The sequence below is a fragment of the Methylibium sp. genome (assembly GCF_035762065.1).
Classification (GTDB): domain Bacteria; phylum Pseudomonadota; class Gammaproteobacteria; order Burkholderiales; family Burkholderiaceae_C; genus Methylibium.
Genome location: NZ_DASTPW010000043.1, coordinates 101,955 through 121,752 on the forward strand (window position 1 = coordinate 101,955; position 19,798 = coordinate 121,752).

Below are 19,798 nucleotides of genomic sequence, written 5' to 3' on the forward strand. Positions count from 1 at the left end.
CCTTTCTCCAAGGCGCACGAACGTCGCGCGAGGCATCGAACACATTTGAATCGGTTGCAGCGTCTGCAGCGCGAGCACATTGACGTTGTTTTCGTCGTCTTGCAACGCGTAGACAACCGACCTCAATTCGCTAAGGCACCTCGACCGTGCCGAGCAAGACACTTGCCTTCGTCATCGAAGTCGGTCTGCAGCGAAACGAGCCCCGTCCCATCGCTCGATGGCAGCAACTGCGTGCTGTAGTTCTCACACCAGTTCCCCACCGCCGGCGCCACAGGCAAGCCGATCGGCGCCGCGACGAGCCGCCACGGCCCGCTGCCATCCCCACGGTCGTCGACAAACATCGAATGCCCGTTGACCGCCGCATCGACGCCGCCGCCCTCGACGCTGACGAGCTGCCCGATTAGCAACAGCGCCCCGTGCGCCGTCCCCGCCGTCGGCACCCACACCATCGTCGGCGCATGCCGCAGCACGTGGCCGTCGGCGGTGCGCGGCTGAAACCCGCTCGTCGCCGGTGCGCCCCAGTCGAGCCCGTCGTCGGAGAACCGCAGGTACGCCGTGCAATCCAGCCGCCGTGTGCTGCAGCGCTCGTAGCTCATCGCATAGCGCCCGCTCGGTAGCCGCCGCACGACGGCCATGCCGGGCCGGTCGGTGGCGTCGGGGCCGGCGACGATGACGTGCGGCGCGGTCCAGGTGAGCCCGTCGGTCGTCGAGGTGATCTTCAGCACCTGCGAATAGCCGGGCTCGGTCTCGTCGGAGTAGATGCACGCGAGCCGGCCGTCGGCGGCGATCAGGAACTCGGGCTCCCATACGCCCGAGCCGTCGGCGCCGGGCCGGCGCGGCACGGCCGCTTTGCCGCAGGCGGCACCGGCGATGCGATGGAAGCTCGCGCCACCGTCGTCGCTGCGGAAGATGAGGTGCTCCATGGCGGCGCCGGTCTGGTCCTGCCCGACCGATGCGGCGTAGAGCAGCGTGCCTGCCGCGAGCGCGCCGACGGTGCGCGGCATCTCGAACAGCGTGCCGCAGCACAGGCCGCCGGCGAAGGCGGCATCGTGCAGCGTGCCGAGCCGCGTGAAGGTGGCGCCGTCGTGGCCGCTGGCGTGGAAGCCGGCCTGCAGCACGCCGCCGTCGAACTCGGTCAGGCTAGCGACGATGCGGCCGTTGCGCGCCGGGTCGGCCTGATGCGCAAGGCGCACGAGGCGCGGATAGGCGCTCCACGTCGTTTGCAGCAGCGTGCCTTGCGGCGCGCGCACCACCACGGTGGCGGTGGCCTTCGAAGACGTCAGCGCTTCGTCCGCACCGCCGCCGCCGCACGCGTTCAGCAAGGCGGCCAGCGCCGTCGCGACGAAGCGGGTGATGACGCCGGAAGGCCCGTGCCGCACGTGCTTCGATGACTGCATGGGCGCGCATGGTCGGCATGCGCGTCACCGCGCGATCAGCGGAACAACAGGCGTTTTCTTGCGGCGGCGCACGCCGGCCCGGGGCGGCGCTCAGGGCGAGCGGCCCAGCCCGAAGAATTCGTGCAAGGCTTCACGGTAGTGCCGGTGGCCGACCACGTCGGTGTCCTCGTGCACCGCGCCTTCGACGAGCAGGAAGCGCTTCGGCTCCACCGCCCGCTCGTACAGCGCGCGGCCGAGTCGAGGCGAGACCATCGTGTCGTCGGCGCCGTGGATCACGAGCACCGGCGATCCGATCTGCGCGATGCGCGAGCCCGCGTCGAAGTGCTGCGTGATCATCCATTGGATCGGCAGCCAGCCCCAGCGCGTGCTGTTGAGCACGTCGACGACCGAGGTGAAGGCGCCTTCGGCGATCACGCCGCGCTCGTCGCTCACCTGCTGCGCGAGCTGCACGGCGATCACCGCGCCGAGCGAGTGGCCGGCGATGTAGCGGCGCGACTGCGGCTGCGTGCGGTTGAGCCAGGCCCAGGCCTCGCGGGCGTCCTCGATGGCCATCGTCTCGGACGGCAGGGCGTCGCTGCTGCGGCCGAAGCCGCGGTAGTCGACGCCCAGCACCGAGAAGCCCAGCGCGTGCCACTGGCGCATGCGCGGCGCGCTGGCGCGCACGTCCCAGCGCGTGCCGTGCAGGAACAGCAGCACCGGCGCGGCGGCCTCGGCCTGCGGCAGCCACAGGCCGTGCAGGCGCACGGCGGCGCCGGTGTGCTCGGGGTGGGCCGAGACGTAGTCGATCCACACGTCCTGCATGCCGAGCGCCGCGGCCGCCGCTCGCGGCTGGACCTGCTTGGTCGGCATGAAGATCCAGCGGCGCTGCTCGTAGTCGACGATGGCGCAGCCGCCCAGCAGCAGGCCCGCGAGCAGGACGGGCAGCGCGCGCGTCAGGCGCATCGGGACGGCGGGGGCGGCATGCGGGCGACTCTAGGGGTCGGGCACCGCCGGCGGCAAGCCGCAGCGCGCACCGCCGCAAGCCGACCGAGGGATGGCGCGGCGCGCCTGTTGGCCAGCTCGGCCTGACGACGCGAGCCGCGACGTGCGGGCCGCGAGAGGGCCGGCGTGCCGGCCTCGGGCGGGCCGACCGCTCGGAACGTCGATTGCCGAACAGCCCGCATGGCTTCGCGTTTCCTGTGAGGCCCAGACCTGGAGCACCTCATGAAAGCCCTCTGCTGGCACGGCAAGCACGACATCCGCTACGACACGGTCCCCGATCCGCAGATCGAGGAGCCGCGCGACGCGATCATCAAGATGAGCAGTTGCGCGATCTGCGGCTCCGACCTCCACCTGTTCGACGGCTTCATGCCCGGCATGGAAGCCGGCGACGTGATGGGGCACGAGTTCATGGGCGAGGTGGTCGAGGTCGGCTCGGGCAACAAGAAGCTGAAGGTCGGCGACCGCGTCGTCGTGCCCTTCACCATCTGCTGCGGCGAATGCGAGCAGTGCCAGCGGGGCAACTGGTCGGTGTGCGAGCGCAGCAACCGCAACAAGGACATCGCCGACAAGGTGTTCGGCCACACGACGGCCGGCCTGTTCGGCTACACGCACCTGACCGGCGGCTATGCCGGCGGCCAGGCCGAGTACATCCGCGTGCCGTATGCCGACGTCGCGCCGGTCAAGGTGCCCGATGGCATGAGCGACGAGAGCGTGCTGTTCCTCGGCGACATCCTGCCCACCGGCTGGCAGGCGGCGGTGCAGTGCGACATCCAGCGCACCGACACGGTGGCGATCTGGGGCGCCGGGCCGGTCGGGCAGTTCGCCGCGCGTGCGGCGATCCTGCTCGGCGCGAAGGAGGTGGTGGTGATCGACCGCCTGCCCGATCGCTTGAGCATGGCCAAGGCCTGCGGCGCGCTGACGATCAACTTCGACCAGGAAAGCGTCGTCGAGCGGTTGAACGAACTCACCGGCGGCAAGGGCCCGGAGAAGTGCATCGACGCGGTCGGCATGGAGTCGCACGTCGGCTCGACGGTCGACACCTTCTACGACCGCGCCAAGCAGGCCGTGATGGCCGAGAGCGACCGGCCGCACGTGCTGCGCGAAATGATCTACGTGTGCCGGCCGGCCGGCGTGCTGTCGGTCCCCGGCGTCTATGGCGGCCTGGTCGACAAGATCCCCTTCGGGATGCTGATGAACAAGGGCCTCACCGTGCGCACCGGCCAGACCCACGTGAACCGCTGGACCGACGACCTGATGCGCCGCATCCAGCAGGGCCAGATCGACCCGACCTTCGTCATCACCCACACCGAGTCGCTCGCCGACGGACCCGAGATGTACAAGACCTTCCGCGACAAGAAGGAAGGTTGCATCAAGGTCGTGCTCAAGCCCTGAGGACCCACCATGGCCAACACCGAACTGACCCACGAACCTTCCTCGCTCGACCGGAAGGCCCGCTCGTTCATCGCCGCACTGCAGCCTGCTTCGGGGCAGCGGCCGAGCGCATCGCGCACGCTGGCGCGGGGCCTCGGCTGGTTCAGCCTGGGGCTCGGCGCGGTCGAGCTGCTCGCCGCACGGCCGCTGGCCCGCGGCATCGGGCTGGCGGGGCACGAGTCGCTGCTGCGCGCCTACGGGCTGCGCGAGATCGTCAACGGCCTGGGGCTGCTGGCATCGCGGCAGCCGGGCTCGGCGGCGAGCTGGGTCGGCGCGCGCGTCGCCGGCGATGCGCTCGACCTGACGACGCTCGCGGCGGCCGCCGTGGCGCCGCGTCCGCGCTCGGGCCATCCGGTCGCCGCGCTGTTCGCGGTCGCCGGCGTCACGCTGCTCGACCTGATCTGCGCGAAGACGCTGCAGCAGGAAGCGCATGCCGCGCGGCAGACGACCGACTACAGCGGCCGGGGCGGCCTCGGCGGCGATCCGCGATCGATGCGCGGCGCGGCGCTGGAGAACTTCGACCAGCCGCCCGACATGCGCATCTCGTCGGGCCGGATGATGACGGCCACGCGGCACTGATCGAGAGCGCGCGGGGCGCTGCCGCGGCGCATCGCTAGACCGCGACGCGCACCTCGAGCGGGCCGCCCTTGCGCATGACCTGCACGCCGACGTGCTGGTCGTGCCGCTGCAGCAGCAGGTCGACGCTTGCTGCGCCGACGCGCAGATCGCGCAGCTCCAGCGTGCCGATGAAGCCCGGCAGTCGCGGCGTGCGGAACGACAGCACGCCGCGCGGCGCGTCGATCTCCATGCCGAGCACCGCCTGCAGCATCGCGAACACCGCGGCGGCCGACCACGCCTGCGGCGCGCACGCGACCGGGTAGAGGGTCGGGCCTTCGCCGTCGCGGCGATGGAAGCCGCAGAAGAGTTCGGGCATGCGGTGCTGGTCGAAGTGCAGCGTCGCCTCGAAGAGGCCGCCCATCAGCGTTAGGGCCGTGTCGGTGTGGCCGTAGCGCGCGAGCCCGGCGGCGACGAGCGCGGTGTCGTGGGGCCACACCGAACCGTTGTGATAAGCCATCGGGTTGTAGCGGGCCTGGCTGCTCGCCACCGTGCGCAAACCCCAGCCGGAGAAGAAGTCCGGCTGCGCGAAGCGGCGCGCCATCCGCGCGGCGTGTTCGGGTGCGGCGATGCCGGTCCACAGCGCGTGGCCGGCGTTCGAGCTGGCGACGCGGCAGGGCCGCTTGTCGCCGTCGAGCGCGATCGCGTAGCAGTCGAGCTCCTCGCACCAGAAGCGCTGCTGAAAGGCTTGCCGCAAGGCTTGCGCCTGGGCGAACAGGCGCGTGGCCAGCGTGCCGTCGCCGAGCGCCGAGGCCAGCTCGGCCGCGCCGAGCTTGGCGTCGTAGACGTAGGCCTGCACTTCGCACAGCGCAATGGGCGCCTGCGCCATGCGGCCGTCGGCATGGAAGATCGAATCGTGCGAATCCTTCCAGCCCTGCTGCAGCAGGCCCTGCGGCGTGCGGCGCGCGTATTCGACGAAGCCGTCGCCGTCGCTGTCGCCGCTCTCGTCGATCCAGCGCAGCGCAGCCAGCAGGTGCGGCCACAGGAAGCGAACGAAATCGAGATCGCCGGTGCGCCGCCAGTAGGCGCCCGCCAGCCCGACGAACAGCGGCGTTGCGTCCACCGTGCCGTAGTAACGGCCGAACGGCACCTCGCCGGTCTGCGCCATCTCGCACTTGCGCGCTTCGTGGAGGATCTTGCCGGGCTCGGCGTCGCGCGCCGGGTCTTGCTCGGTCGCCTGCAGCGTCGCGAGGCTTGCGAGCACGCCACGCGCGAGCGACGGGTCGGTCCACAGCATCTCGCGCGCGGTGATCACGCCGTCGCGGCCGAAGATCGTCGAGTACCAGGGCACGCCGGCATACGGGTAGGGGCCGGTCGGGAGCTCCGTGGTCAGCATCGCCAGGTCGGCGGTGGAGCGCTCGATCCAGCGGTCGACCAGCGGGTTCGAGCTCGCGATGCGGCACTGCTCGCCGGACTGCCGCGCGCGCGCCTCGGCGTTCGCGCGGAAGGCGGCGTCGTAGCTTTCGGCGCGCCGGCGCGGCTGGCCTTCGATGTCGCAGTCCACCGTGCAGTAGAGATGGTGGTCGCAGCCCGGCTCGAGCCGCAGGCGAAAGCGGGCGCAGCGATCGTCCCAGGCGCTCGGCGCGGGCGCGAAACGGATGCGGCTCGCGCGCTGGCGGCCGTCGAGGCCGCTGTAGCGGAACACCAGTTCGTCGTCGCCGCAGCGCGGCGCGTGGCGCTCGCCTTGCTTCGCGCGCGGCGTGCCGCGCACTTCGAACAGGTCGCGGAAGTCGGCGTCGAAGCGCAGCGCGAGCTCGAGGTCCACCGGCTCCAGCCCGTGGTGGCCGAGCCGGATGTGTTCATAGCAGGCGCCGTCCCAGAGCAGCTTGGCGCGAAAGACGTGGATCTCGCCCTTCGGCACCGCGAGCCGGCCGTCGACGACGAGGTCCGGGTTCATCAGCTCGACGATCAGCAGGTTGTTGCGCTCCTTGACCGTCGCGCCCAGGAACATCGGCCGCACGCCGTTGAGGGTGAGCTCGGCGTGCGAGAGGAAGCGCGTGTCCTCGTGGTACAGGCCCTGCTCGCCGGCGCCCCATGGGTGGATGTCGCCGTGGCGGTCGAACAGCGCGAAGCTGTCGTCGCACTTCACCACGTGCGGCTGCTCGTCGGCGCGTGCCGCGGCGGCGGCGACGTACCACTGGTTGCCGATCTGGATCGTCTCGGTCACGGGCGTGTTCCTGGAGGAGGCGCGGCTCGGCGGCCGGCCCGGTTCGACACGGCTCAGAGCGGCAGTTCCGCGGCATCGGCAGCGGCTCCGTCGTCGGGGCAGGCGCGTGCGTCGATCAGGGCCTGGTAGACCTGCAGGTAGCGCTGCGCCATGCGGTCGGCGGTGTAGCGACGCTCGAAGAAGCCGCGACAGCTGCGACGGTCGATCCGGTGGATGCGGCGCGCGGCGTCGATCGCGCCCTCCTGGTCGTCGACGACGAAGCCGGTGACGCCGTCGCGCATCAGCTCCGGCACCGAGCCGCAGCGCCAGGCGACGACCGGCGTGCCGCAGGCGAAGGCTTCGATCATCACCAGCCCGAAAGGCTCGGGCCAGTCGATCGGGAACAGCAGCGCGCGGGCCTGGCCGAGGAAATCGTTCTTCTCGACGTCGCCGATCTCGCCGACGAACTCGATCAGCGGGTGGTCGAGCCGCGGCGCGATCTCGCGCTCGAAGTAGGCGCGGTCGGCATCGTCGACCTTCGCCGCGATGCGCAGCGGGGTGTCGCAGGCGATCGCGATCTCGATCGCGCGGTCGAGCCGCTTCTCGGGCGAGACGCGGCCGATGAAGGCGAAGTAGTCGCCGGGCCGTTCATGGAAGCGGTACAGCTCGCGCGGCAGGCCGTGGTGGACGGTCGCGCACCAGTTCGCGTTGGACAGCGGCTCGCGCTGCGCCTGCGAGATCGACACCAGCGGATGGGCGCGGAACTGCGCGTGCAGCGGCTTCAGGTCCGGCAGGTCGAGCCGGCCGTGCAGCGTGGTGACGCAGGGCGTCGCCGAGCGGCAGGCCAGCGGGTAGTGCAGCGCATCGATGTGGAAGTGGATCGCGTCGAAATCGCCGGCCTGCTCGAACACGCGATCGACCATGACCAGGTGGCGCATCACCCCGTCGGGCCGGCTCGGGTCGAGCCGCAGGCCGCGCTCGCTCATCGGCACCAGCTGCGCCGAGGTGACCGAGTCGCCGCTCGCGAACAGCGTCACCTCGTGGCCTTGTTCGATCAGCGCCTCGGTGAGGTAGGAGACGACGCGCTCGGTGCCGCCGTAGGCTCGCGGCGGAACGCTTTCGAACAACGGTGCGACCTGGGCGATTCTCACGATGCAAGGGCGGGCTGCATGGGCCCGCTTCCTGGCAAGCGCTGTACCCGTGTCCAGCCGCGGCTGCTGCCGCCGCCCGCTTCGCCTCAGCTCACGCGATGTAGCAGGGCGCGACCTCGCGCACCTCGACGCTGCACCACTGCGCGGCCGGGCATTCGGCGGCGAGCGCGATCGCCTCGTCGCGGGTCTTGCAGTCGAGCAGGTAGAAGCCGCCGACCATTTCCTTGGCCTCGGTGAACGGGCCGTCGACCAGCACACGGCGGCCCTCGCGCACCTGCACGCGCACCGCGTCGGCATCGGGGCGCAGCGATTCGCTGGCCTTGAAGATGCCGCGGGCTCGAAGCTCGTCGCCCCAGTCGAGCATGCGCTGGTAGAGCAGCTTGCCCTCGTCGAGGCTGCGCTCGCCGCGCTGCTCGCGCGGCTCCAGGATCATCAGCATGTAGGCCATCGTCGGTCTCCTCGGCGGACGATCTTAGTCAGCGAGCCTGCGCCGACGCTTCGGCCGCGATCGAGGCCCTGCGGCCGCCTCAGTGCACGCCGCTGCCGGCGCGCTTCATCAACAGCGCCTTCTCGCGCGCGTTGCGCGTCATGCCGGCGGCGCGCAGCCATTCGGCGCGGGCCTCGTCGTGCCGGCCCAGCTTCGCCAGCAGGTCGGCGCGCACGCTGGGCAGCAGGTGGTAGCCGTCGAGCACGCCATCGGCCTGCAGCCGGTCGACGATCGCGAGGCCTTCGTCGGCGCCGTAGGCCATCGCGACCGCGACCGCGCGGTTGAGCTCGACGATCGGCGAGGGCAGCACCTGCGCGAGCGCGTCGTAGAGCGCGGCGATGCGCGGCCAGTCGGTCGCCTCGGCGCTGAGCGCGCGGGCATGGCAGGCGGCGATCGCGGCCTGCAGCGCATAGGCGCCGAGGCCGGCGCCTTTCGCGTCGGCGAGCTGCTGAGCGCGCCCGAGCGCGGCCAGGCCGCGGCGGATCAGCAGCGGGTCCCAGCGCGCACGGTTCTGGTCAAGCAGCAGGATCGGCTCGCCGTTCGCCGCGGCGCGCGCGGCGATGCGCGAGGCCTGGATCTCCATCAACGCGACCAGCGCGTGCACCTCGCTCTCGTGCGGGGCCAGGCCCACCAGCACGCGGCCAAGCCGCAGTGCGTCGTCCACCAGCGCGGGGCGCATCCAGTCGTCGCCGGCGGTCGCCGCGTAGCCTTCGTTGAAGACGAGGTAGATCACCTCGAGCACGGATGCGAGCCGCGCGTCGCGCTCGGCGCCGTGCGGCACCTCGAAGGGCACACGGGCCTCGGCGAGCGCGCGCTTGGCGCGCACGATGCGCTGCTGGATCGTCGGCACCGGCGCGAGGAAGGCACGCGCGATCTCCTCGATGCCGAGCCCGCACAGCAGCCGCAGCGTCAGCGCGACGCGCGCCTCCTTCGGCAGCACCGGGTGGCAGGCGGTGAAGATCAGGCGCAGCAGGTCGTCGCCGATGTCGTCGTCCATCGCGTCGATCAGGGCGTCGGCGAAGTCGGGCTCGACGCTCGTGCCGAGCGCGTCCATGTCCTGGCCGATCGCGCCGATCTCGCGCTCGGCCATCGTGCGGTGCCGCAGGCGGTCGATCGCGCGGCGCTTGCCGGTGGCCATCAGCCAGGCCCCCGGGTTCGCAGGCACGCCGTGGGCGGGCCAGTCCTCGAGCGCGGCGACCAGCGCGTCCTGCGCCAGTTCTTCGGCCGTGCCGACGTCGCCGCGCAGCATGCGCGCGAGCTTGGCGACGACGCTCGCGGCCTCGATGCGCCAGATGGCTTCGATCGCACGGTGCGTCGCGCCGGTGTCGTGCGGCTCGCTCACTTCTCGGCCAGCGCCTTGAGGTTGGCGAGGCCGGCCTCGAAGTCGCGGCCGATCATCTTGTCCATGTCGAAGATCGTGCCCATCAGCTTCGAGACATAGGGGCTCGGGCCGTGCATCGCCCAGGTCACCTCGGTGCCGGCCGGCTGCGGCGCGAGCAGGAACTCGACGTGGTTCTGCACCTTGAAGGGCCGCACGAAATCGAGCTTCACCAGCACCTTGTCGGGCGCGCGCGACTCGACGATCTGCATGCTGCCGGCGCCGATCTCCCGGTTGCCGTCCCACGCGTACAGCGCGCCGGGGCCGGCCTGCGGGCCGCTGAAGCTGCGCTTCATCGCCGGGTCCTTGCGGTCGTAGGGCGACCAGCTGGTGAAGGCCTGCAGGTCGTTGATCAGCGGATAGATCTTTTCGGGCGGCGCCTGGATCACCGTGCGGCGTTCGACGCGGAAGCTGTCCGGCTTGGTCGCCGCGTAGATCGCGAGGCCGGCGGTCGCCAGCACCACCAGCATCAGCACGAAGAGGGCGAGGGTCTTCAACACGGCCGCTCCCGCCTCACGGTTTGGCGGCGTTCGCCGACTGCGCCAGCATGTCGGCATAGCCGCCGGCGGCCTGCTGCACCTCGGGCGTGAAGTCGGCGAACTCCTGCACCTGGCGTACCTCGATCACCTCGTCGTCGGAGGCCGGGCAGCGGCTGGCCCAGGCGAGCGCCTCGTCGCGCGACTTCACCTGGATCATCCAGTAGCCGCCCACGACTTCCTTGGCCTCCGCGAAGGGGCCGTCGGTGATGCTCGCCAAGCCGTCCTTGAACGAGACGCGCGCGCCCATCGAAGGCGGATGCAGCCCGTCGAGCGCCAGCAGCACGCCGGCCTTCTGCAGGTCCTCGTTGAACTTCATCATCTGCGCGACGCGCTCGGCGTCGAGCGTCTGCACCGCGTCGGGCGCGGCGTTCTCGTAGCCGCGGGGGATCATCAAAAGCATGAAGCGCATGGTCGTCTCCTGTGGTCGGCGGCCGCTTCAGGCCGCGACAATTTCCTTGAAGCCGCCGAAGAACATGCGCTTCGCGTCGAAGGGCAGGCGCTTCGGATCCATCATGTCCTCCAGGCGCGGATCGGCCATCACTTTCGCGTTGATGCGGTCGCGCTGCACGCGCGACTTGAAGACGATCCACGAGAACACCACCACCTCGCCGGCCTTGAGCTTCACGCTCTGCGGGAACGAGGTGAGCTTGCCGGGCTGCACGTCGTCGGCGACGCATTCGTGCACCTCCAGCGCGCCGTGCTCGCGCCAGATCTTCGCGGCGCGTGCGGCCAGCTTCTTGTAGTCGGCCAGCGCGTCGGCGGGCACGGGGACGACGAAACCATCGACGTAGTTCATGGCGTGCGTTCCTTTCGTTGGACGGGCTGCGGAATCAAGACTGAGCGGCTTCGGCGACGACCATCCAGTTCACCCCGAAGCGGTCGGCCACGCAGCCGAAGGCCGGCGAGAAGAAGCTCGGGCCGAGCGGCATCTGCACCTGGCCACCTTCGGCGAGCGCCGAGAAGCAGCGCTCGGCGGCGGCCGCGTCGTCCACCGTCAGCGCCAGCGCGATGCCCTTGAACTCCGGCGCCTTCGGCTCCATGCCGTCGGAGGCGAGCAGCACCGTCTCGCCGATGCGCACGCTGGCATGCATCACCTTGTGCTCGAAGCCGGGCGGCAGCATCGCGCCGGCGCAGCCTTCGCCGGCGCCGAGGTCGGGGTTGTCGGCGAAGCTCATGCGCTGCTCGACCTTCGCGCCGAGCTTGCTCGCGTAGAACTCGAGCGCTTCGTCGCAGCGGCCGTTGAAGAAGAGGTAGGACTGGACTTGCATGGCGGTCTCCTGGGTCGGGATGGGCATCGCGGCCGGCACCTGGCTGGTCGCTCCGGGCCGACGCACTTTGCTGCCGGCTCATCGACACGACGAGGGGAGACGCCGCCGATCGACACGCGCGGCCAGGTTTTTTGTAACCGGCGCCGGACACCGCCCGCGCCGGCCGCGCCGCGCTCAGGCGTTGACGCGCCGCAGCCCCGGCCCGGCGAAGTGCCGCTGGATCGCGTCGGCGATGTCCTGCGGATCGGCCGGCTTGGTCAGGTGCAGGTCGAAGCCGGCATCGTGCGCTCGCGCGCGGTCGGCTTCGCTGCCGTAGCCGGTCATCGCGATCAGCAGCGCGGCGCGCATCGAAGGCATCTGGCGCAGCCGCCCGGCGGCCTGGTAGCCGTCCATGCCGGGCAGGCCGATGTCGAGCACGACGACCTCGGGCGCGTGTTCGCCGGCAAGCTTCAGCGCTTCGGCGGCGTCGCCGGCGGTGTGCAGCTCGTGGCCGGCCAGGCGCAGCACGATCGCGGCGGTTTCGGCGGTGTCGGGGTTGTCGTCGACCACCAGCACCCGGCAGCGGTGCGCCTGCTCGGCCGCGCGCGGCTCGGCCGCCGCCTGCGGCGCCGGCGTGGCCGCGATGCCGGCGATGCACGGCAGCCTCACGATGAACTCGGCGCCGCGGCCCGGCCCCTCGCTGAAGGCGTCGATCGAGCCGTGGTGCATCTCGACCAGCCGCCGGGCCAGCGTCAGCCCGACGCCGAGCCCACCCTGCGAGCGGTCGAGCTCGCGCTCGCCCTGCTGGAAGAGATCGAAGATCCTTGGCATCAGCTCGGCCTCGATGCCGATGCCGCTGTCGCGCACGCGCAGCGTCGCCTCGCCGCCTGCGTGGTCGAGCGTGAGCTCGATGTCGCCGCGCTCGTCGGTGTACTTGACCGCGTTGGTCAGCAGGTTGCCGAGGATCTGCGCAAGCCGCCCGGCGTCGCCGCGCACCCAGACCGCCTCCTTCGGCGCCGCGATGCGCAGCGTCTGGCGGCGCGATTCGAGCACCGGCCGGATCGTCTCGACGCTTTCCTCGAGCGCGACGCGCAGGTCGAGCGTCTCGAGCTGCAGGTTGACCTTGCCTTCGCTGATGCGCGCGACGTCGAGCAGCTCGTCGATGAGCCGGCGCATCTGCGCGACCTGGCGCGACAGCACCGCGCTCGCCCATTGCAGCTGGCGGTCGTCGCGCGCCGCATGGCGCACCACCTCCGCGGCGTTGCGGATCGGCGCAAGCGGGTTGCGCAGTTCGTGCGACAGCATCGCGAGGAACTCGTCCTTGCGGCGGCTCGACTCCTGCAGGTCGCGCTCGGCCGCGCGCCGCACTTCGATCTCCTGCTCGAGGCTGCGGTACAGCCGCGCGTTCTCGAGCGCGAGCGCGAGCCGCTGCGCGACTTCGCCCAGCGCGTCCCAGCGGTCCTGGGCCTGCTCGGCCGCGACGAACAGCACGCCGTGCACGCGCGCGCCCACCGCCAGCGGAAAGGCGCAGGCGGCGACCAGCGAGCGCGGCGGGTTGAAGCCGATGCCGATGCGGTGGAGCTCGCGCACGCCGAGGTCGGCGCGCGTGGCCATCGCCTCGCCGGCGGCCAGCGGTGCGAGCGTGTCCACCAGCAGATCGGCCAGGGGCGCCGGCAGCTCGCTCATCGTCGGCTGACGCAGGCTCCCGGTGCCGGCGAGCCACACGCGCGGCTGCATCGCCGCGTCGTGCATCTGCGCGACCGCGACGATGCCGCCGAATTCCTCGTGGATGAAGTCCACCAGCGGCGCGACCGCGGCCTCGCGGTCGAGCGAGCCTTCGAGCACGTGGCCGACCTGCGCCAGGAAGCTGAGCCGCCGCGTCGCGGCCTCCGCCGTGTGGCGCGCGGCCTCGGCCGCGAACAGCGCGAGGCGTTCTTCCGCCTGCTCCTTCAGGCGCCGCTGCGCTTCGAACAGCTGCAGGAACACGCGCACCTTGCTGCGCAGGATCTCGGGCACCACCGGCGCGACGATGTAGTCGACCGCGCCGAGCGCATAGCCCTCGGCAGCCTGCATCTCGTCGACGTAGGCGGTGATGAAGATGATCGGCGTGGTCGCCGTCTGGCGGTAGCCGCGGATCATCGCGGCGGTCTCGAAGCCGTCGATGTCGGGCATGTTGACGTCGAGCAGCACGACCGCGAAGTCGCGCCGCAGCAGCTCGCGCAGCGCGTCGCTGCCCGAGCGGGCGAGCACCACGTCGGCATCGAGCCCCTCGAGCACCGTCTGCATCACCAGCAGCTTCTCGTCGAGGTCGTCGACGACGAGCACGGCCGGGCGCACCGCCGGCATGGTCGTGCCCTCGACGCCGCTCAATGGCACAACCAACCCCGCAAGACGGTCAGCAGCTGCTGCCGATCGACCGGTTTGGAGACGTAGTCCCAAGCGCCGGCCTGGATGCATTTGCGCCGGTCGCCCTTCATCGCCTTGGCGGTCACCGCGACCATCGGCAGCGCGCGTCCGCGCGGCAGCTTGCGGATCTCGCGCATCGTCTCCATGCCATCCATCTCCGGCATCATGATGTCCATCAGCACGATGTCGATCGACGGATCGGCAGACACCTCGCGGATCGCCTCGGTGCCGCTGCCGGCCGAGACGATCGTCATGCCCTCGTCGGTCAGCACGGTGGCCAGCGCGAAGATGTTGCGCATGTCGTCGTCGACGATCAGCGCCTTCTTGCCGACCAGCGCCTGCGGCGCGCCATGCACCCGTTCGAGCAGCTCGCGCTGCGGCTCGGCCATCGCGCCGGCGCTCAGGTGCAGGCAGGCGAGGCTGTGCGCGACCAGTGCGTCGACGCCGTCCGCCGCCCAGCTGCCGACCGCCGCGAGCCCGCTGTGCCAGGGGCTCGCCGGCGCGGCGGTGCCTGCCTCCGCGAGCGGCGGCGCGAGCAGCACCACCGGCAGCTGGCGGCCGCGGCGCTGCCGCTCCACGGCGTCTTGCACCTCGTCGGCGCGCAGCGCGATCGCGTCGGCATCGAGCACCAGCGCGTCGGCCTCGGCCAGACCGCGGCGCGCGGCCTCGGCGTCGTCGGCGAGCTCGACGTCGATATCGTCGCCGAGCCGCGCGACGAACTCCTCGCGCAGCGCACCCGGCGCAAGCGCCACCAGCAGGCGGCGGCGCGTGCGGCCGACGTAGTCGGCCACCTGCGCGAGCGCGGCGCTCACCTCGTCGGCCGACTGCAGCGGCTTCGCGAGGAAGCCGATCGCGCCGGCCTGCAGCGCACGCTCGCGCGATTCGTCGGTCGAGACGACGCACACGGGAATGTGGCGCGTCTCGCCGTTGGTCTTCAGGCGATCGAGCACGCGCCATCCGTGCATGTCGGGCAGGTGGATGTCGAGCGTCAACGCGGCCGGGTGGACTTCGCGCACGCGCGACAGCGCCTCGGCGCCGGTCATGCTGACCACGGCCTTGAAGCCGTTCGCGCGCGCCGCCTCCAGCAGCACGCGGGCGAAGGCGAGGTCGTTCTCGACGATCAGCAGCACCTTGTCGCCGGAGGCGATGTCGTCGCGATCGTCGCCGGCAAGGTTGGGCTCGGGCGCGTCGTCCGCGCCGTCGATGCCGTCGAGGGGCGACGGCGCGGTGCTGCGCCAGGCCGGCGCCGGCGTGCGGGCCAGCAGCTTCGGCGCGGGCGCGGGCAGCGCACGGGGCTCGCGCGCCTCGGCCGCACCCGCACCGCGGGCATGGCGCTGCGTGCGCGCCGGGTTGTGCGTCTGCGGCAGGTAGAGCGTGAAGACGCTGCCGCGGCCGGGCTCGCTCTCCAGCCGGATCTCGCCGCCGAGCAGGCGCGACAGCTCGCGGCTGATCGCGAGGCCGAGGCCGGTGCCGCCGTACTTGCGCGAGGTCGAGCCGTCGGCCTGCTGGAAGGCCTCGAAGATGATCTGCTGCTTGTCGGCGCTGATGCCGATGCCGGTGTCGGCCACCGAGAAGGCCAGCACCTGCGAGGCGCGTCCGAGTTCTTCTTGCTCCGCCGACCAACCGCTCTCGGCGGTGGAGATGGTCAGCGTCACGCCGCCGTGGTGGGTGAACTTGAAGGCGTTCGACAGCAGGTTCTTGATGATCTGCTGCAGCCGCTTGACGTCGGTGGACAGGCTCTTGGGCAGCGGCTGGCGCAGCTCGACGGTGAAGTCGACCTGCTTGGATTCGGCGAAGAAGCGGAAGCTGCGTTCGACCGAACGCTGCAGGTCGTCGATGCGCAGCTCGCTGACGTCGAGCACCACGGTGCCCGATTCGATCTTCGACAGATCGAGGATGTCGTTGATGAGCATCAGCAGGTCGTTGCCCGAGCTGTGGATCGTCTTGCTGAACTCGATCTGCTTGGCCGAGAGGTTGCCGTCCTGGTTCTTGCACAGCTGGTCGGACAGGATCAGCAGCGAATTGAGCGGCGTGCGCAGCTCGTGCGACATGTTCGCGAGGAACTCGCTCTTGTAGCGCGAGGTCAGCGCGAGCTGCTCGGCCTTCTCCTCCAGCGCCTGGCGCGCCTGCTCGACCTCGGTGTTCTTGCGCTCGACCTCCTGGTTCTGGTGGGCGAGCAGCCGCGCCTTCTCCTGCAGCTCCTCGTTCGTCTGCTGCAGTTCGAGCTGGCGGCTTTGCAGCTCCTGCGCGAGCGACTGCGACTGCTTGAGCAGGTCCTCGGTGCGGCTGTTGGCCTCGATCGTGTTGATCACGATGCCGATCGATTCGGTGAGCTGGTCGAGGAAGGCCTGGTGGACCGGATTGAAGCGTTCGAGCGAGGCCAGCTCAAGCACGCCGCGTACCTGGCCCTCGAAGACGACCGGCAGCACCAGCAGATCGAGCGCGGTGGTCTCGGCCAGGCCCGAGGCGATGCGGAAGGCGCTGCTCGGCACGTTGGTCATCACGATCTTGTTGGCGTCGAGCGCGCATTGCCCGACCAGGCCCTCGCCGAGGCGCAGCTGCTTGCCGTGCATCGGCTGGCCGCCGGAGGCGTAGCTCGCGAACAGTTGAAGTACCGGCGCGTCCTCGGCGTCGTAGCCGAGCACGTAGAACTCGGCCTGCTGCGCACCGACCACCGGCGCCAGTTCGGACAGGATCAGCTGACCCACCGTGACCAGGTCCTTTTGGCCCTGCAGCATGCGGCTGAACTTTGCGAGGTTGGTCTTCAGCCAGTCCTGCTCGGTGTTCTTCTGCGTGGTGTCCTTGAGGTTGCGGATCATCTCGTTGATCGTGTCCTTCAAGGCCGCGACCTCGCCCTGCGACTCGACCGTGATCGAACGCGCGAGGTCGCCCTGCGTCACCGCGGTGGCCACGTCGGCGATCGCGCGCACTTGCGTGGTGAGGTTGGCCGCGAGTTCGTTGACGTTCTCGGTCAGGCCCTTCCAGGTGCCGGCCGCGCCGGGCACCTTGGCCTGCCCGCCGAGCTTGCCTTCGACACCCACCTCGCGCGCCACGGTCGTCACCTGGTCCGCGAAGGTCGCGAGCGTGTCGGTCATCGAGTTGATCGTCTCGGCGAGCGCCGCGATCTCGCCCTTGGCTTCCACCGTGAGCTTCTGCTTCAGGTCGCCGCCGGCCACGGCCGTCACCACCTTCGCGATGCCGCGCACCTGGCCGGTCAGGTTGCCGGCCATCGAGTTGACGTTGTCGGTCAGGTCCTTCCACGTACCCGAGACGTCCTTCACCTCGGCCTGGCCGCCGAGCCGGCCTTCGGTGCCGACCTCGCGCGCCACGCGCGTCACCTCGGCCGCGAACGACGAGAGCTGGTCGACCATCGTGTTGATCGTCGCCTTGAGCTCGAGGATCTCGCCCTTGGCGTCGACGGTGATCTTCTTGCCCAGGTCGCCGGCCGCGACCGCCTTCGTCACGTCGGCGATGTTGCGCACCTGGCTCGTGAGGTTCGAGGCCATCAGGTTGACCGAGTCGGTCAGGTCCTTCCACGTCCCCGCAACGCCCTGCACGTCGGCCTGGCCGCCGAGCTTGCCTTCGGTGCCGACCTCGCGCGCCACGCGCGTCACTTCGGCGGCGAAGGAGTTGAGCTGGTCGACCATCGTGTTGACGGTGTTCTTCAGCTCGAGGATCTCGCCCTTGACGTCGACCGAGATCTTCTTGGAAAGGTCGCCGGCCGCGACGGCCTTGGTCACGTCGGCGATGTTGCGCACCTGGCCGGTGAGGTTGCCGGCCATCGAGTTGACCGAGTCGGTCAGGTCCTTCCAGGTGCCGGCGACGCCCTGCACGTCGGCCTGGCCGCCGAGCTTGCCTTCGGTGCCGACCTCGCGCGCCACGCGCGTCACTTCGGCCGCGAACGACGACAGCTGGTCGACCATCGTGTTGATCGTGTTCTTCAGCTCCGAGACCTCGCCCTTCACGTCCACCGTGATCTTCTTGCCGAGGTCGCCGGCGGCCACCGCCTTGGTCACGTCGGCGATGTTGCGCACCTGGCTCGTGAGGTTGCCGGCCATGAAGTTGACCGACTCCGTCAAGTCCTTCCAGGTGCCGGCCACGCCCTTCACGTCCGCCTGGCCGCCGAGGATGCCTTCGGTGCCGACCTCGCGCGCGACCCGCGTCACCTCGGCCGCAAAGCTGCGCAGCTGGTCGACCATCGTGTTGATCGTCGCCTTCAGCTCGAGGATCTCGCCCTTCACGTCGACCGTGATCTTCTTGCTCAGGTCGCCGGCGGCCACCGCCTTGGTCACGTCAGCGATGTTGCGCACCTGGCTCGTGAGGTTCGAGGCCATCGAGTTGACCGAGTCGGTCAGGTCTTTCCAGGTGCCGGCCACGCCCTGCACCTCGGCCTGGCCGCCCAGCTTGCCTTCGGTGCCGACCTCGCGCGCCACGCGCGTCACTTCGGCGGCGAAGCTGCGCAGCTGATCGACCATGGTGTTGATGGTGTTCTTCAGCTCCGAGATCTCGCCCTTCACGTCGACGGTGATCTTCTTGCTCAGGTCGCCGGCCGCGACCGCGGTGGTGACTTCGGCGATGTTGCGCACCTGGCTCGTGAGGTTGCCGGCCATGAAGTTGACCGACTCGGTCAGGTCCTTCCAGGTGCCGGCGACGCCCTGCACGTCGGCCTGGCCGCCGAGCTTGCCTTCGGTGCCGACCTCGCGCGCCACGCGCGTCACTTCGGCGGCGAAGCTGCGCAGCTGATCCACCATCGTGTTGACGGTGTTCTTCAGCTCCAGGATTTCGCCCTTCACGTCGACCGAGATCTTGCGCGAGAGGTCGCCGGCGGCCACCGCCTTGGTCACGTCGGCGATGTTGCGCACCTGGCCGGTGAGGTTGCCGGCCATCGAGTTGACCGAGTCGGTCAAGTCCTTCCAGGTGCCGGAGACGCCCTCGACCCGCGCCTGCCCGCCGAGGATGCCTTCTGTGCCCACCTCGCGCGCCACCCGCGTCACTTCCGACGCGAAGCTGCGCAGCTGATCGACCATCGTGTTGATCGTGTTCTTGAGCGTCAGGAACTCGCCCTTCACGTCCACGTCGATCTTCTTGGAGAGGTCGCCCTTCGCGACCGCGGTGGTCACGTCGGCGATGTTGCGGACCTGGTCGGTCAGGTTGCCGGCCATCGAGTTGACCGAGTCGGTCAGGTCCTTCCAGGTGCCGGCGACGCCCTTCACCTTCGCCTGGCCGCCGAGCTTGCCTTCGGTGCCGACCTCGCGCGCGACCCGCGTCACCTCGGCCGAGAAGTCGCCGAGCTGCTCGACCATCGTGTTGATCGTCTTCGCGGTGCGCAGGAACTCGCCTTCGAGCGGCCGGCCTTCGACTTCGAGCGCCATGCTCTTCGACAGGTCGCCCTGCGCGACCGCGCCGATCACCCGCGCGACCTCCGAGGTCGGGTGCACGAGGTCGTCGATCAAGCTGTTCACCGACTCCATCGATTCGGCCCAGAAGCCGCGCGAGCGAGAAACCGCGGCGCGCTGCTTCAGCTTGCCCTCGCGGCCGACGACCTGGCGCAGCCGCGCGAGTTCGCTGGCGAGCGCGGCGTTCTGCTCGACGGTCTCGTTGAAGACGTCGGCGACCTTGCCGATCAGCCCGGGCCAGCTCGCCGGCAGGCGCACGCTCGCATCGCCGTTGCGAAGCCGGGTCAGCGCCTCCAGCACCGCGACGAGTTCCTGCGCCGACGCGCCGGCAGCGACTTCACGATCGACCACGGTGTTCATGTCGAGTCCTTGTTCAAAGGCGGGGATTTCAAGGCGAATGCGGGTCGCCGAGGCGGCCGGCAGGAGCGGCGCCGGGAGGCCTTCGGCCGCGGCCGCGTGCCAACCGCGACGGTGGACGAGGCGCCGACCGGCAAGTTCGGCACAGGCAGCGTGTCAAGGCAACCGGCCGTGACGCTGCTCCGCGCGGCGGAAGTCGGCGGCATCGCCGCTGCATGCTGCGCTGCAGCGAGCTGCAACGAAGCCGTGCGGACGAGAGCGCCACGC

14 protein-coding genes are annotated in these 19,798 nt (G+C 70.5%); 2 read left to right on the plus strand and 12 right to left on the minus strand.

What is annotated here, in order from left to right; translation table 11 throughout:
- Nucleotides 1-122: 122 nt before the first annotated feature.
- Both VFR90_RS11945 and VFR90_RS11950 read right to left on the minus strand, forming a co-directional pair.
- Nucleotides 123-1,397 (minus strand): sialidase family protein, encoded by a 1,275-nt coding sequence (locus VFR90_RS11945; protein ID WP_326406360.1) that lies wholly within the window; start codon nucleotides 1,395-1,397, stop codon nucleotides 123-125.
- 90 nt (nucleotides 1,398-1,487) lie between these two features.
- Entirely contained in the window at nucleotides 1,488-2,339 is an 852-nt protein-coding gene (locus VFR90_RS11950) for an alpha/beta hydrolase (RefSeq protein WP_326406361.1), read from the minus strand.
- A 261-nt stretch (nucleotides 2,340-2,600) separates the two neighbouring features.
- Here VFR90_RS11950 and VFR90_RS11955 point away from each other — a divergent pair, with 261 nt between their 5' ends.
- Nucleotides 2,601-3,770 carry a zinc-dependent alcohol dehydrogenase gene (locus tag VFR90_RS11955; RefSeq protein WP_326406362.1) on the plus strand — a complete coding sequence of 390 codons (1,170 nt, stop codon included), beginning with the start codon at nucleotides 2,601-2,603 and terminating at the stop codon, nucleotides 3,768-3,770.
- A gap of 9 nt (nucleotides 3,771-3,779) precedes the next feature.
- The gene (locus VFR90_RS11960; protein ID WP_326406363.1) at nucleotides 3,780-4,388 is read left to right on the plus strand and encodes a hypothetical protein; all 609 of its coding nucleotides are present in this window, start codon (nucleotides 3,780-3,782) and stop codon (nucleotides 4,386-4,388) included.
- A gap of 34 nt (nucleotides 4,389-4,422) precedes the next feature.
- Here VFR90_RS11960 and VFR90_RS11965 read toward each other — a convergent pair whose 3' ends face one another.
- From VFR90_RS11965 to VFR90_RS12010, 10 genes are all read right to left on the minus strand, one after another.
- The gene (locus VFR90_RS11965; protein ID WP_326406364.1) at nucleotides 4,423-6,591 is read right to left on the minus strand and encodes an amylo-alpha-1,6-glucosidase; all 2,169 of its coding nucleotides are present in this window, start codon (nucleotides 6,589-6,591) and stop codon (nucleotides 4,423-4,425) included.
- 53 nt (nucleotides 6,592-6,644) lie between these two features.
- Nucleotides 6,645-7,721 (minus strand): glycosyltransferase family 4 protein, encoded by a 1,077-nt coding sequence (locus VFR90_RS11970; RefSeq protein ID WP_326406365.1) that lies wholly within the window; start codon nucleotides 7,719-7,721, stop codon nucleotides 6,645-6,647.
- 91 nt (nucleotides 7,722-7,812) lie between these two features.
- The gene (locus VFR90_RS11975) at nucleotides 7,813-8,169 is read right to left on the minus strand and encodes a YciI family protein (protein ID WP_326406366.1); all 357 of its coding nucleotides are present in this window, start codon (nucleotides 8,167-8,169) and stop codon (nucleotides 7,813-7,815) included.
- 79 nt (nucleotides 8,170-8,248) lie between these two features.
- Nucleotides 8,249-9,550, minus strand: a complete 1,302-nt coding sequence (locus tag VFR90_RS11980) for an RNA polymerase sigma factor (RefSeq protein WP_326406367.1) — start codon at nucleotides 9,548-9,550, stop codon at nucleotides 8,249-8,251.
- Nucleotides 9,547-10,086: an SRPBCC family protein gene (locus VFR90_RS11985; protein WP_326406368.1), complete on the minus strand. Its 540-nt coding sequence runs from the start codon at nucleotides 10,084-10,086 to the stop codon at nucleotides 9,547-9,549. The genes VFR90_RS11980 and VFR90_RS11985 overlap by 4 nt, the downstream gene beginning before the upstream one ends.
- 13 nt (nucleotides 10,087-10,099) lie before the next feature.
- Nucleotides 10,100-10,534, minus strand: a complete 435-nt coding sequence (locus VFR90_RS11990) for a YciI family protein (protein WP_326406369.1) — start codon at nucleotides 10,532-10,534, stop codon at nucleotides 10,100-10,102.
- A 27-nt stretch (nucleotides 10,535-10,561) separates the two neighbouring features.
- Complete coding sequence (locus VFR90_RS11995; protein ID WP_326406370.1) at nucleotides 10,562-10,921, minus strand: DUF1428 domain-containing protein; 360 nt, start codon at nucleotides 10,919-10,921, stop codon at nucleotides 10,562-10,564.
- Nucleotides 10,922-10,955: 34 nt separating this feature from the next.
- Nucleotides 10,956-11,393: a VOC family protein gene (locus VFR90_RS12000; RefSeq protein ID WP_326406371.1), complete on the minus strand. Its 438-nt coding sequence runs from the start codon at nucleotides 11,391-11,393 to the stop codon at nucleotides 10,956-10,958.
- A gap of 174 nt (nucleotides 11,394-11,567) precedes the next feature.
- The gene (locus tag VFR90_RS12005; RefSeq protein WP_326406372.1) at nucleotides 11,568-13,718 is read right to left on the minus strand and encodes a hybrid sensor histidine kinase/response regulator; all 2,151 of its coding nucleotides are present in this window, start codon (nucleotides 13,716-13,718) and stop codon (nucleotides 11,568-11,570) included.
- Between the two features lie 20 nt (nucleotides 13,719-13,738).
- A complete protein-coding gene (locus VFR90_RS12010) occupies nucleotides 13,739-19,534 on the minus strand; it encodes a HAMP domain-containing protein (protein ID WP_326406373.1) in 5,796 nt (1,931 codons plus the stop codon).
- Nucleotides 19,535-19,798: the final 264 nt, after the last annotated feature.

What these genes read in the sequence shown, in the direction of transcription:
- VFR90_RS11945 (WP_326406360.1), bottom strand. Translation starts at nt 1,397, where the DNA reads ATGCAGTCATCGAAGCACGTGCGGCACGGGCCTTCCGGCGTCATCACC.
- VFR90_RS11950 (WP_326406361.1), bottom strand. Translation starts at nt 2,339, where the DNA reads ATGCGCCTGACGCGCGCGCTGCCCGTCCTGCTCGCGGGCCTGCTGCTG.
- VFR90_RS11955 (WP_326406362.1), top strand. Translation starts at nt 2,601, where the DNA reads ATGAAAGCCCTCTGCTGGCACGGCAAGCACGACATCCGCTACGACACG.
- VFR90_RS11960 (WP_326406363.1), top strand. Translation starts at nt 3,780, where the DNA reads ATGGCCAACACCGAACTGACCCACGAACCTTCCTCGCTCGACCGGAAG.
- VFR90_RS11975 (WP_326406366.1), bottom strand. Translation starts at nt 8,169, where the DNA reads ATGGCCTACATGCTGATGATCCTGGAGCCGCGCGAGCAGCGCGGCGAG.
- VFR90_RS11990 (WP_326406369.1), bottom strand. Translation starts at nt 10,534, where the DNA reads ATGCGCTTCATGCTTTTGATGATCCCCCGCGGCTACGAGAACGCCGCG.
- VFR90_RS11995 (WP_326406370.1), bottom strand. Translation starts at nt 10,921, where the DNA reads ATGAACTACGTCGATGGTTTCGTCGTCCCCGTGCCCGCCGACGCGCTG.
- VFR90_RS12000 (WP_326406371.1), bottom strand. Translation starts at nt 11,393, where the DNA reads ATGCAAGTCCAGTCCTACCTCTTCTTCAACGGCCGCTGCGACGAAGCG.
- VFR90_RS12005 (WP_326406372.1), bottom strand. Translation starts at nt 13,718, where the DNA reads ATGCCGGCGGTGCGCCCGGCCGTGCTCGTCGTCGACGACCTCGACGAG.
- VFR90_RS12010 (WP_326406373.1), bottom strand. Translation starts at nt 19,534, where the DNA reads ATGAACACCGTGGTCGATCGTGAAGTCGCTGCCGGCGCGTCGGCGCAG.